Raw genomic sequence first — 12,221 nt, 5'->3', positions numbered from 1 at the left:
GATCAGATCACCGCCTGTGCAGCTCTTCAGCGCCAGCGCAGCAAATACTCCTGCACCTGGTGGATCAGCCCCGACAACATGACGCCGATCAGTACCAGCACGCTCAGCGTCGCCATCATGGCGGCCGCGTCGCCCCGTCCCTGCGCCTCGATGATCAGGCGTCCCAGTCCCCGTTCGGAACCGATGAATTCGCCCACGATGACGCCGATCAGCGCAAACGACACGCTGGGCACCAGCGAGGCGAAGACCCATTCCAGCGTGGACGGAATGACAGTGCGGGTCATCACCTGCCAGTTCGTCGCGCCCAGCACGCGCGCCACATGGACCAGGTCGCGCTGCACCTGCCGCGCGCCGCCGAAGGTGTTAAAGAACACCACGAAGAAGACGATCAGCCAGGCCGTGAGGATCTTGGATGCATCGCCCAGGCCAAAAATGAGCACGATCAGCGGCACCAGCGCGATGCGCGGCACCGAGTTGAAGCCGACGATGTAAGGGTCGAAAACACTGGCCCAGAAAGGCGAGCGGCCCAGCAGCAGGCCGACGACGAATCCCGTACTCACGCCCAGCGCAAAGCCCCAGAAGGTATTGCGCAGCGTGGCGGAAATGGCGGCCAGCAGATTATTGTCGGTAGCGCTGAAGCAGGCCGCCACCGCCCCGGCACGCCCCAGCAGCAGCTGGCCTTCCTCGTCCGTCATGCACGCCATGTGGCTCAGCTTGTCCAGCACGCCCGTGGGCGTGGAAATGAAGTAGGGATCGATGAAACTGGGCACCAGCCACGGCAGCTTCGGCTGCAGGCTGAAGCCCCACTGCCACACTGTCAGCAGGATCAGCAGCACGGCAATGCGCCAGAACCAGACGGAATGCCAGGTATAGCGGCTCAGTGTCATGTCGCCTCTCCCTTGTTGAATTCCTCGCCCAGCGAATGCCAGATGCGTGCGAACAGGGCGCTGTATTCCGGCAATTCGCGCACCGATAGCGCGTCGCGCGGGCGTGGCAGCTTGACGTCGAAGATTTCCTTGATGCGGCCGGGCCGCGCCGACAGCACGACGATACGGTCCGACAGCGTAATGGCCTCGCCCAGATCATGCGTGATGAAAACCACCGTCTGCTGCTCGGCTTGCCAAAGTTCGAGCAGCAGCTTGTGCATCTCGAACTTGGTATGCGTATCGAGCGCGCCAAATGGCTCGTCCATGAGGAGGATGCTGGGACGCATGATCAGCGTACGCATCAGGGACACGCGCTGGCGCATGCCGCCCGACAGCATCTTGGGAAAGGCGCGTTCAAATCCCTGCAGGCCGATGCGTTCGATGGCCTCGGCCACCCGCCTGCGCCGTTCCGGCTTGGGAATGCCGGCCAGCTCCAGACCCAGGCCGATATTGTCGGCGACGCTGCGCCAGGGGTAGCAGTTATCGCTCTGGAAGACATAGCCCAGCTCGCGCATCATGTCGCTCGACGACAGGCTGACACCGTCGACCAGCACGTCGCCTGCCGTCCGCTCGAGCACGCCCGACAGCATGTTCAGGATGGTGCTTTTGCCCGAGCCGGACGGGCCGATCAGCGAGACGAACTCGCCCTTGGCGATCGATAGCGAGAGGTTGTCGACGACGCGTACGGGCCGCGCGTTGAGGGTGAAGTCGCGCGTCAGCCCGCGCAATTCCAGGCGCGGCTGCGCCGTTTCGGGCACCAGCCGCAACTGCGGTCCGGGCAGCGCTTCATGCAGGGGTTGTAATGTGCTAGCCATATTTGCGCCTACTCAGGTGAAGGAAAGACAGGTCGGTGACGTCCGCGTAGCGGATCGGCTTGATGCCAGTGCCTGGACGGAACCAGATGGGCGCGCCGTTGGCAAAGGCGGCGGCATCGGTTTCACCGTCGTAGCTGGCCGTGCGCTTGAAGGCATCGAGTTCCAGCACGGCCGTATCGGCGCGCGTTTCACGCAGCTGCCTGACGCCGACTTCCTGCCATATCTGCGCGCTGCTGCTGCGGCGTATCCAGTGCAGCGCGCGCACCATGCCATTGACATATGCCTGCACCAGTTGCGGATACCGGTCGATCGTCGATTGCAGCGCATAGGCGCATGTCACCGGCAGGGGGCCGCCGAAATAGCGGTTCCAGCTGGCGTCGTCGGACACGTCAAAGATGGTCTTGCCAAAACCGCCGCGCTCGGCCTCGATCTGCCAGGCGGCCGGCGCGACGATGGCGTCGAACTGGCCGCTGCGCAGGCCGCCGAGCATGGTCAGCGTGACGCCGCCGGACACCAGGTTCAGCTTGTTGGCGGCGCCGATCTGCTCGAACAGGTAGCTGGCATACACATACTGGCCGCCACCCAGGGTCGCCACGGCCACGATGGGACGCGCGCGGTCCGGCCGGCGGTAGTCGGCCAGCGCCTGCAAGGTGGTGATGCCTTTCTCGTACAGGTCGCTGCGCACCACCACGTTGGTATACGGACAGCGGCGGTCGATCGCCAGCAGTATCTTGGCCGGGCGGCCCCGGTTGGCCAGCTGGATCGGATGCGTGCTGTCGCCCAGGCCGAAGCTGACCTGGCCACCGGCGACGATGTCGCGCAGCTTGGTCCCGCCATCGGACGACATGAGGCGGAAATCGAGGCCCTCCTCGCGCATGTACTGCTGGGTCAAGGCGACCATGTGCGGCAGGTAGTTCACGATGTAGGCAGGGTGCCCGGCCAGCACGGGGGCCAGCGGCGCCGCCGCGGCCGTGCGCGCCGGCCAGGCGGCGGCACCGCCTGCCAACAGGCCCAGCCGGGCAAGCATAGTTCGTCGGTTCATCATGCGAAAGTCCTTCTCTGAAATTGGGGGGGACGCCGCCTACGCGGCCAGCAGCGCCATGGAACTCGTGTCGAGCATGACCGTGACCGGCATGCCCGGCGCCAGGCCGGCTTGCGGCGCCGCATGCACCAGCCACGGGCCGAACGCGGTGCGCAATTCGATCTCCAGCAAGCCACCGAGAAAGGTGACGCTGGTGATCTCGGCAGCCACGCCACCCGCCTGGCCCGCGCCCGCAAGACGCAGCGCCTGCGGCCGCATGGCCAGTTGCACCGGCCCCGGCGCCTGGCCGCAATGGGGCAGGCGCAGCTCCAGGCCGCCCATGCAGACTCTTCCCAGCGCACCTTCGATGGCCATCAGGCGACCCGGCGCAAGGTTGCAGTCGCCCAGAAAGGTGGCGACGAAAGCGTCGCGCGGCGCGCGGTAGATGCCCTGCGGCGTGCTGGCCTGCGCCACTTTGCCGCGATGCATGAGCACCACCTGGTCCGAAATGGCCAGCGCCTCGGCCTGATCGTGGGTGACGTACACCACGGTCAGCTGCAAGCGCTGCTGCAATTCGCGGATTTCCTTGCGCAGCATGCGGCGCAGCTGCGTATCCAGATTCGACAGCGGTTCGTCGAACAGCAGCACCTCCGGCTCGAGCACCAGCGCGCGGGCGATGGCCACGCGCTGCTGCTGGCCGCCGGACAGCTCGGACGGCCAGCGCCGCGCATACGCATCGAGTCCCGTCAGCGCCAGGCCGGCCATGGCGCGCTCCTGCACCTCGGCCTTGGGACGCCCCGCCAGGCGCAAGCCGTAGGCGACGTTGTCGAACACGCTCATGTGCGGGAACAGGGCGTAGCTCTGGAACACCATGGTGACGTTGCGCCCGGCCGCGCCGACATGCGTGACATCGCGGCCACCGATGAGAATCCGGCCTGCCGAGGCGAGTTCCAGCCCCGCCAGCATGCGCAGCATCGTGGTCTTGCCGCAGCCCGATGGCCCCAGCAAGGTCGTCAGCGATCCGGCCTCGATCGTCAACGACACGTCATCCACGGCGGTGACCGTGCCGTAGCGCTTCGAGACGCCCTGCAATTGAATCTGTGCTGCTGCCATCGTGCTGCTCCTCAGGAAACATGGATAGGGATACCACCGGGGCCGGCAGCCGGCCCCGCGCGGCGGCGGCCGGCCAGGCGCTGCACCACGGCCACGACCACCAGGCTGAGTCCGATCAGCAGCGTGCTGTAGGCCACCGCCAGTCCGTAATCGCCATTGATGACGCGATTGATGATGAACGTGGTCGCCAGCTCGTGGCCGGCCGAGACCAGGAAAATAACGGCCGTGATGGTGGTCATGGCGCGCACGAAGCCATAGATCAGGCTGCCGGTGAGCGCCTGGCGCAGCAAGGGCAGCTCGATGCGCAGCAGGGTCTGCCAATTGCTGGCGCCGAGGGTCAGCGACGCCTCGCCCAGGCTGCGTTCGACCTGCGCCAGTGCCGCCACCGTGGTCTGCACCAGCACGGGCAGGTTGCGGCACAGCAGGCAGATGACGATGATGGCCGCGCCGCCCGTCAGCTCCAGGGGCGGGCCGTTAAAGCTCAGCACATACGCCACGCCGATCACCGTGCCCGGCACCGCCAGCGGCAGGAAACTGAATGCCTCGAACAGGCGCTTGCCGGGAAACTGCTGGCGGCTGATGACCCAGCCGGCCAGCAGGCCCAGCACCGCGCCCAGCGGTGCCACCAGCAATGCCATGCCCAGCGTGCCGAGCAAGCTTTCCCAGGCCACGCCCGTCAGGGGATCGGCCGCGCCAGGGGTCACGCCGAACGCGTTCAGGTAATGCACCATGCTGGGCCGGTAGTCGCGCCCCCAGTTGACGACAAAACCGCCCACCAGCACCAGCATGAAAACCAGCAGCGTCAGCGCGCTCCACAGGATGGCAGCGCTCCCGCAGGCCCGTTGCAGGCTCACCGGTAGCGGCGCATGGCGCGTGGCGGCTCCCTTGCCGCCGATGGTGGCGTAGGAAGCCTTGCCCAGCACGCGCCGCTGCAGCCACAGCGCCACCAGCGTCAACCCCAGGAGCAATGCCGACAGGCTGGCCGCGCGGCCGACATCCTGCTGCGCGCCAACGATGGCAAAAAAGATATCGGTGGCCAACACTTCAGTATTGCCGCCAAGCAGGATGGGATTGCCGAAATCGGTCAGCGATTCGACGAAGCAGATCAGGAAGGCGCTGGTCAGACCCGGCTTGGCCAGCGGCAAGGTAATGCTGAAGAAGCGCTGATACGGCCCCGCCCGCAAGGTCTGCGCCGCCTCGTCGAGCGCCGGCGAAATACCCTCGACCACGCCGCGCAGGACCAGGCAGGCAACCGGCGTGAACGTGAACAACTGCGCCAGCAAGATACCCTGTACGCCATAGATCCAGCGCCCGGGCACGATGCCGAACCAGCTTTCCAGCAGGGTGTTGAACAGCCCGGAACGGCCAAACAGCAGGATGAATGCCAGGCCGACCACGAAAGGCGGGGCGATCAGCGGCAGGACCGACAGCCATTGCACCACGCGCGCCAGCGGTCCGCGCACGCGGGCCATCTGCAGCGCCAGCGCGAAGCCGACAAGCGTACACAGCAGTGCAGACACGGCGGCGATGAACAGCGTGGTCCAGACCGTGCCGCAGCGTCCCGCGCCGGTCAGGCAGGCGCCGCTCCACAGATAGCCGCTGTAGAGCAGTCGCAGCGGCGCGGTCCAGGCATGCCCGCCACGGCCATCATCGAATGCATGCGAGAGCATGGCGGCGGTCGGCACCAGCGTAAACACCCCTACGAGCAGGCTGATCGACAATACCGTGCCGGCCACGAACGCGTCGCCGCCGAAATAGCCGCGCTGGCTCAGGCCCAGCGCCAGGCAGGACAGCAGACTGGCCGCGCACGCCAGCTGGCCAGGCCCCATGCTGGCCCCGCTGGCGGCAAAAGCGCACAGGCCAAGCCACAGCAAGCCGGCAGCGCCCGCCAACAGCAGTGCCACGGCGGGCGGCCGACGGCGCCACGCGGCCCAGCCCAGCAGCAATGGCAGCAGCAGCGACGGCAGCGCGCCGCCATCACGCGACTGCAACAGCAGCACCGCGCCGGCCATGCTGGCCGGCTCGCCCAACAGCAAGGCCGGGGGTAGCAGCCAGCGTCCATCGGACTGCGCATGCCAGGGCAACAGACAGGCACCTAGCAGACCGAGCAGAACCCAGTACCAGCAGGACGCAATGCGGTGCCGGCCGGCGCCGCCGGCCGTGGCGCTCGCCGTGTTCACATCAGAAACAGCCATGGCGCGATATCCTGTCATTGGGCACTGGCAACATCTTTATTCCAGCGTCCCAGCAGCAAGGCATGCTGTTCGCGGGAGCCGAATTTGGCGTAGTCGTAGTCGAGGAACTTCGCCTTGGCCAGGTCCGGCATCCCGGGTGGCAGCTTGATGCCACGGTTGGCTGGCAGTGGATACTGCCTGAGCGAATATGGCAGGGCCTGTGCCTCCGCCCCCAGGGCCCAGTCATAGAACAGCCTGGCATTTGCCAGGTTGCGCGCATTGCGCAGGATCGCCATGGAGCCCGCCTCGGCCCCCGTGCCCTCGCAGGGCAGCGTATAGGCGACGGGAAAGCCGTTTTCGCGTTCCGTCATGACGCCATGCAGCATCGCCACGCCGATGCTGGCCTCGCCGCGCGCGACAGCCTTCAGCGGACCGGCACCGCTGCGCGAATAGCTGGTGACCGAAGGATGCAGCTGCTGCAGGTAGCGAAAGGCGCCGTCTTCGCCGAACAGTTGGGCCATCGTGGCCAGCATCATGTAGGCAGTGCCTGACGAGGCGGGATTGGAAAGTTCGATCTCCCCCTTGTAGATGGGGTCGACCAGGTTCCGCCAGCACTGCGGCGGCGCGAGTTTTTTCTTCTTCAGCAATTCGGTGTTATACGCCAGCACCATCACGGCGCGGTACACGCCGACGCTGCGGTAGGCCGACTGCTCCGCCTGGATCAGGGACCAGGCGGCCAGCTGCGCGAGCTGCGGCGAGCGGTAGGTTTCCAGCAAGCCGTCCTGCGCCGCCTGCAGGAAGGAATCGCCTGAGCCGCCCCACCACAGGTCGCCCTTCGGATTGCCGGCCTCGCCCTTAATCTGCGCATACAGCTCGCCGGTGGGCTTTTGCACCACGCTCACCTTGACGCCGTGGCGCGCGCCGAAACCATTCGCCAGCGCCTGGCACATGGCCGCGTCCGGGTAGGCGCAATACAGGTTCAGTTGCCCTGCCGCCTGCGCGACCGCCGGCAGCGCCCACGCCATGCATGCCGCCAGCGCCACTGCCGCCGCGCCCAGTACGCGGCGCAGGCGCGCCGCCCGGCTTACTGCCAAGTTCGGAAATATCATTGCAATTGCCTCGCTAAGATAGGTGAATGGAAATGCATGCGCGACGCGGCGCGTCACACCAGCAGGCGCTCGACGACGCGGTGATGGATCAGGTGTTCATCGATGATCTCGTCAATGTCGCTGGCATCGAGATAGGTGTACCAGGTCGCTTCCGGATAAATCACCAGCACCGGGCCCAGCTCGCAGCGGTCCAGGCAACCGGCCTGGTTGATGCGCACCTGCTCCTGGCCCAGCATGCCCAGCGCGGCCAGGCGCTCCTTGGCATGCTGGCGCAGTTGGTCGGCACCGTGGTTGGCGCAGCAATCGCGCCCGCCGTCGCGCTGGTTGCAGCAGAAAAAGACGTGGTGGCGAAAATGGCTCATGTCGCCTCCTGCGCCAGCGCGTCGGCCACGCACGCTTCGCCCTGCTCCCAGCCCGGCTCGTACACCCATGGCCGGCGCGTCCGGTCGGCGGCGGCGAAACGGGCGATGGCACCCGCATGCGCCAGCGTTTCGGCGATTTCATCGGTCCCGCGCAGCAGGCGCGCCGCATCGTCCGGCTCGATGTCGAAGGTCAGCGAAAATTGCGCGCAGTTGATGCGCTGATGGTGCAGGTCTATGCTCAGGCGCAAGCCGCCGCCTGCCAGCCGTGCCGCCTCTGCCAGGCGCGCATAGCCGTCCGCGCTGACACGCGCCGGCAAGATGCCGTTGCGCACGCAGTTGCGCTGGAATATTTCGCCAAACCCGGGCGCCACGACGGCGCGGATGCCGAAGTCGGCCAGGGCCCAGGCCGCATGCTCGCGCGAGCTGCCGCAGCCGAAATTATCGGCGGCGATCAGGAACGTGGCATGGCGGTGCTGCGGCTGGTTCAGCACGAAGGCAGGGTCGGGCACGCGCCCCTCCAGGTAGCGCCAGCGGGCGAACAGGCCCTGGCCCAGGCCACGCCGGGAAGTGGTCACCAGTTCGGTTTGCGGAATGATGATGTCGGTGTCGATATTCGGCACCGCCAGCAGGGCGGCATGTCCGGATTCGATCAGAAAGCTGCGGTTCATCGATGCTCCTTTTCTCAGAAATTGATGCGGCTGCCGATGCCCAGCAACGCGCTCTTGTCGGCCAGGCCGGCGTAATCGCGGCTGGACTTTCCCAGACGCACATACATGTCCTGACGGCGGCTCAGTTCATAAATCATGTCCATCTCGGCCGTGACGACGGCCAGCCCGGAAAAGTGGTAGCTGCGCACGACGCCACGCGCCACCAGCTGCGGCGTGAAACGCTTGGAAAAACGCGTGAACGTGTCGTAGCGGCCAAAATCCTCGTTGCCATGCACGGGAAACACCTGCACGAACAATTCCGCCTGATGGCGCTTGAACCAGGCATTCCACGGCGCGATGCGGTGCAGCGTCAGTTGTGCGCCCAGGCGCGCGTCAGCCAAGTGGTCATGCGCCCCGCCTGCGGGCGCGCCCAGTTTCAGGTAGTCGAGGCGCGCCACCCAGCCCAGCAGCTGAGGCGCCTCGCGCAGCGGTACCGGCCCGCCGACGAAGACCTGCAGCCGCGCCGTTTCCAGCGCATGCCGGCCCAGCTTGTAGTTGTAGTCGAACGCTTCGAGCAGGAACAGCTGCGACGGCCAGGCGACGAAATGCGATTGCGAGGCGCGCGCGACACCGCCGTCAAGGTAGGCCAGCTGCACCCGTCCCACGGATGGCGGCGTGGCATCGGCGGCAGTGGCCTCGGGCGCGTTGCCGCCCAGCGCCAGCAGCAGCACGGCCCAGGCGGCCACACGGCCAAGTGGCCCCAGCTGGCGCGGATCCGTCACCTTGCCCGTCAGCGCCGAAGCGGCGGCAACCGCCGGGCTCACGAGGTGCGTGCGTGCGCCGGCGCCCTGGCGGCCGATGAAATTGCGGTTGGAGGTCGACAGGCAGCGCTGCCCGGCGCCGACGAATTCCTGGTTCACGCTGGCGCACATCGAGCAGCCGGGCTGGCCCCAGCGAAAACCGGCCGCGTTCAGGATCGCATCGAGTCCCTCGCGCTCGGCGGCACGGCGCACCTGCTGAGAGCCGGGCACCACAAAGGCGCGCACGCCGGGTGCCACCTGGCGTCCCCTGGCCAGCTCGGCCACCACGCGCAAGTCCGACAGGCGGCCATTCGTGCAGGAACCGATGAACACCACATCGACCGGACGCGCCAGCAGGCGTTCGCCCGCCTGCAAGCCCATGTAGTCGAAGGCCACGCCGGCGCGCGCCGAATCGTCGGCGCCGATGACCGCGCCGATGTCGATCACCTGATCCGGATTGGTGCCCCAGGTGATCTGCGGCTGCAGGTCCGACACGTCGAGCAGCAGCTCTCGCTCGAAATGCGCCCCCGCATCGCTGGACAGCGCCGACCATTGCGCCAGCGCCGCCGCCAGGGCGGCATCGCCAGCGGGCCGGCCCAGCGCCGTGCGCACATACTCGAAGGTGATGCCGTCCGGTGCGATCAGGCCGATGCGCGCCCCCATCTCGATGGCCATATTGCACAGGGTGAAGCGGCCATCCATCGGCAATTGCCGCACGAAGCCGCCGGCAAATTCGATCGCGTGGCCGGTGGCGCCGCTGACCGTCAGCAGCTGGCACAGCTTGAGGATCACATCCTTCGCATACACTCCCGGCGCCAGCGCCCCTTCAAGCACCACGCGCAGATTGGCAGGCTTTTTCTGCACCAGGCTCTGTGTCGCCATCACGTGCTCGACTTCGCTCGTGCCAATGCCAAAGGCGACGCATCCGAGCGCGCCCAGGGTACAGGTATGCGAATCACCGCACACGGCCGTCATGCCGGGCAGCACCAGCCCCTGTTCCGGCGCCATCACATGCACGATGCCCTGGCGCGCATGGTCTACGGGGAAATGGCGCACGCCGAAGTGGCGGGTATTGGTCCGCGCATGCTCGAGCAGCTGCTGGCCCTGCGCAAAGCTGGCGCCGCTGCGCTCCGGCGCCGTCGAAACCACGTGGTCCTCGGTCGATACGGTCAGCTGGGGAAACGGCATGTCGCGCTGCTGCTCCAGCAGGCTGCTGAAGGCCTGCGGGCTGGTCACCTCGTGCAGCAGGTGGCGGTCGATGAACAGCAGGTCGTTGCCATCGTCGAAATGGGTGATCACGTGGCGCGCCCATATCTTGTCGAACAAAGTCAGGCTCATATGCGTTCTTCCTTGGTGAGGCGGGCGGCGCTGAAGGCCGGCGCCAGGTGGTGGCGGGCGCGCCGGCTGGCCCACAGCGTCGCCAGGCAAAGCACGGCCACGGCGGCCCAGCCCAGTGCCGGCAGGTACGCATACAGCGCGGGCAGCAGGAAGGCCGGCGGCAGGGACAGCAGCTCGGTGGCAAAGGCCATCGATCCCATGACCCTGGCGCGCTCGGGATGGTCCTCGACGGCGGTGCTGAACAAGGCCATGGCTGGCGGCAGCATCAGCGCGAAAGCCACCGTTTCAAGCACGAACAGCGCGGCAAAGCCGAGCGGCGCTTGCACCAGGCCCATCAGCAGAAGCGCAGCGCCCATGAACCACAGGCCGCCGTCGATCAGCGCGGCCTGGCCGACGCGCTGGCTGACATGGCCGGCCAGCGGCATCAGCAGCGTGGTCAGTACCGCCGAGACCGCGAAAAACATGCCGACCCGCGACGCTTCCATCCCCAGCGCACCCGTCACATGCAACGGCAGCAGAATCATCAGCGAGAAAAACAGCACGCGCCGCAGGCTTTGCGGGCTGTACAGGGCCAGCAGCATACCCAGCGCCGGACGTGGCCCGGCATGGCCCGCACGTGCCGCCACCGGCGCCAGCGCCACGCCGGCCAGCAGCATGGCAAGCAGCCCGACCAGCGCACCGGCGACGAAGATCGCCTGCAAGCCCAGCCAGTGCGCGATGGCGGCGCCGGCCAGCGGCCCAAGCAGAAAACCCAGGCCGAAGGCGGAACCGAAGCGGCCCATCAGCCGCACCCGCTGCTGCGAATCGACGCCCCGCGCATAGCCTATCGCCAGGTCGTTCAGGGCGATCGCCAGCACGCCCTCGACCAGGCCCTCGATGAAGCGCAGCACGCCGAACTGCGCCAGCGAGCCAGCCCCCAGGTAGGCGGCGAACACCAGCGCGTACAGCAGAAAGGCGGCCATCACCGCGCGCCGGTGCCCCCAGCGCATGATCGCCGACGGGCTGAAGGCGCGCGAGCACAGCCGCCCCAGCACCAGCGTGGCGTACGGCACGCTGAGGGCGGCGACGCTGACGTCGTACTGCTTGAAGTAGATGGGCAACACCGGCATGACGATGCCCATGCCGATGTTGGCCAGTACCGTCAGCAGCAGCAGCGCGGGAAAGCGCCATGCCTCCTTGTGCCGGTTCATGCGGCGCGTTCCCCGCGCTCGGCCACGCGCTGCGCCAGCACCTGCTGGTAGCGCGCGGTATCCGTCACCAGGTCGGGGAAGTACGGCTTCACCTTGTCGAGCCCCACCCAGCCGGCCCGCACCAGGTAGGGGCGGTCGAACGTGAGGTCGATGATGGTGTTGACGCGGTCCCCGCTGCCGGCCAGCTCCGCGGCCGTCGGCCCGGCATCGATGATCAGGTCGACCAGATGGCCGATATCCTCGATGGCCTTGGCCAGGGGCACGAAGATATTGCCCTGCCCGGACAGATTGGCCGAGGTGGCCGCGATGGGCCCGTCGATCCCCTGCGTCAGCATGCGGAAGATCGGATGCGTGGTGCAGCTGATGGCTACACTGTGCAAGCCACAGGTAAGCTGGTCCGGAAACGGATACTTCTGCTTGAAGACGAATGAGATCTCCCCCGGCAGCAAGTCGTCGAGCACGGCGTGGTTGAACCACTCGGGCAATTCGACATAGCGGCCCGCCACGGCAGGATGCGGCAGGCTCACCGGCAGCGGGCCGAACTTGACACGCTGCTTGACGGCGAAGATACGACTGACGGCAGCGGCGTTGGTGGCGTCGCAGATCAGGTTATAGTTGGTCGTCGTTGGCGAAATCACCAGCCCGCCGCGCTTGAGCACTTCGATGGCGCGCGGCAGGAAGTCTTCGTCCGACTTGACGATGGGAGCGATCATGGCAGTCTCCAGT

At 67.0% G+C, this 12,221-nt stretch carries 11 protein-coding genes; all 11 read right to left on the bottom strand.

Annotated features, from left to right (window positions below; all coding sequences use genetic code 11):
- Positions 1-26: 26 nt before the first annotated feature.
- Genes IGS58_RS06205 through IGS58_RS06155 form a run of 11 tightly spaced genes read right to left on the bottom strand, consistent with a single transcriptional unit; the run spans position 27 to position 12,208 of the window.
- On the bottom strand, positions 27-887 hold the full coding sequence (locus IGS58_RS06205; protein ID WP_070260619.1) for an ABC transporter permease: 861 nt from the start codon (positions 885-887) through the stop codon (positions 27-29).
- Positions 884-1,741: an ABC transporter ATP-binding protein gene (locus IGS58_RS06200; RefSeq protein WP_230520882.1), complete on the bottom strand. Its 858-nt coding sequence runs from the start codon at positions 1,739-1,741 to the stop codon at positions 884-886. The genes IGS58_RS06205 and IGS58_RS06200 overlap by 4 nt, the downstream gene beginning before the upstream one ends.
- The gene (locus tag IGS58_RS06195) at positions 1,734-2,786 is read right to left on the bottom strand and encodes an ABC transporter substrate-binding protein (RefSeq protein WP_081345932.1); all 1,053 of its coding nucleotides are present in this window, start codon (positions 2,784-2,786) and stop codon (positions 1,734-1,736) included. The genes IGS58_RS06200 and IGS58_RS06195 overlap by 8 nt, the downstream gene beginning before the upstream one ends.
- A gap of 36 nt (positions 2,787-2,822) precedes the next feature.
- On the bottom strand, positions 2,823-3,875 hold the full coding sequence (locus IGS58_RS06190) for an ABC transporter ATP-binding protein (protein WP_070260613.1): 1,053 nt from the start codon (positions 3,873-3,875) through the stop codon (positions 2,823-2,825).
- 11 nt (positions 3,876-3,886) lie between these two features.
- Complete coding sequence (locus tag IGS58_RS06185; RefSeq protein WP_230520881.1) at positions 3,887-6,070, bottom strand: ABC transporter permease; 2,184 nt, start codon at positions 6,068-6,070, stop codon at positions 3,887-3,889.
- 14 nt (positions 6,071-6,084) lie between these two features.
- Positions 6,085-7,158, bottom strand: coding sequence for an ABC transporter substrate-binding protein (locus tag IGS58_RS06180; RefSeq protein WP_211552278.1), 1,074 nt, complete (start codon positions 7,156-7,158; stop codon positions 6,085-6,087).
- A gap of 53 nt (positions 7,159-7,211) precedes the next feature.
- Entirely contained in the window at positions 7,212-7,520 is a 309-nt protein-coding gene (locus tag IGS58_RS06175; protein WP_070260607.1) for a (2Fe-2S) ferredoxin domain-containing protein, read from the bottom strand.
- Positions 7,517-8,188: a 3-isopropylmalate dehydratase small subunit gene (gene leuD / locus IGS58_RS06170; protein WP_070260605.1), complete on the bottom strand. Its 672-nt coding sequence runs from the start codon at positions 8,186-8,188 to the stop codon at positions 7,517-7,519. The genes IGS58_RS06175 and leuD overlap by 4 nt, the downstream gene beginning before the upstream one ends.
- Positions 8,189-8,202: 14 nt before the next feature.
- Positions 8,203-10,305, bottom strand: a complete 2,103-nt coding sequence (locus IGS58_RS06165; RefSeq protein ID WP_329957972.1) for a 3-isopropylmalate dehydratase large subunit — start codon at positions 10,303-10,305, stop codon at positions 8,203-8,205.
- Positions 10,302-11,495 (bottom strand): MFS transporter, encoded by a 1,194-nt coding sequence (locus IGS58_RS06160; protein ID WP_099394332.1) that lies wholly within the window; start codon positions 11,493-11,495, stop codon positions 10,302-10,304. Before IGS58_RS06160 ends, IGS58_RS06165 begins: the two co-directional genes overlap by 4 nt.
- The gene (locus IGS58_RS06155; protein WP_070260599.1) at positions 11,492-12,208 is read right to left on the bottom strand and encodes an L-threonylcarbamoyladenylate synthase; all 717 of its coding nucleotides are present in this window, start codon (positions 12,206-12,208) and stop codon (positions 11,492-11,494) included. The genes IGS58_RS06160 and IGS58_RS06155 overlap by 4 nt, the downstream gene beginning before the upstream one ends.
- Positions 12,209-12,221: the final 13 nt, after the last annotated feature.

It is taken from the genome of Janthinobacterium sp. EB271-G4-7A (assembly GCF_020858075.1).
GTDB classification, from domain to species: Bacteria; Pseudomonadota; Gammaproteobacteria; order Burkholderiales; family Burkholderiaceae_D; genus Janthinobacterium; species Janthinobacterium lividum.
Note: the sequence above shows the minus strand (reverse complement) of the source record. Positions and strands in the feature narration are given on the sequence as shown.

Excerpts from the sequence above, each read along its gene's own strand:
- IGS58_RS06205 (WP_070260619.1), bottom strand. The coding sequence starts at position 887 with ATGACACTGAGCCGCTATACCTGGCATTCCGTCTGGTTCTGGCGCATT.
- IGS58_RS06200 (WP_230520882.1), bottom strand. The coding sequence starts at position 1,741 with ATGGCTAGCACATTACAACCCCTGCATGAAGCGCTGCCCGGACCGCAG.
- IGS58_RS06195 (WP_081345932.1), bottom strand. The coding sequence starts at position 2,786 with ATGATGAACCGACGAACTATGCTTGCCCGGCTGGGCCTGTTGGCAGGC.
- IGS58_RS06190 (WP_070260613.1), bottom strand. The coding sequence starts at position 3,875 with ATGGCAGCAGCACAGATTCAATTGCAGGGCGTCTCGAAGCGCTACGGC.
- IGS58_RS06185 (WP_230520881.1), bottom strand. The coding sequence starts at position 6,070 with ATGGCTGTTTCTGATGTGAACACGGCGAGCGCCACGGCCGGCGGCGCC.
- IGS58_RS06180 (WP_211552278.1), bottom strand. The coding sequence starts at position 7,158 with ATGATATTTCCGAACTTGGCAGTAAGCCGGGCGGCGCGCCTGCGCCGC.
- IGS58_RS06175 (WP_070260607.1), bottom strand. The coding sequence starts at position 7,520 with ATGAGCCATTTTCGCCACCACGTCTTTTTCTGCTGCAACCAGCGCGAC.
- leuD (WP_070260605.1), bottom strand. The coding sequence starts at position 8,188 with ATGAACCGCAGCTTTCTGATCGAATCCGGACATGCCGCCCTGCTGGCG.
- IGS58_RS06165 (WP_329957972.1), bottom strand. The coding sequence starts at position 10,305 with ATGAGCCTGACTTTGTTCGACAAGATATGGGCGCGCCACGTGATCACC.
- IGS58_RS06160 (WP_099394332.1), bottom strand. The coding sequence starts at position 11,495 with ATGAACCGGCACAAGGAGGCATGGCGCTTTCCCGCGCTGCTGCTGCTG.
- IGS58_RS06155 (WP_070260599.1), bottom strand. The coding sequence starts at position 12,208 with ATGATCGCTCCCATCGTCAAGTCGGACGAAGACTTCCTGCCGCGCGCC.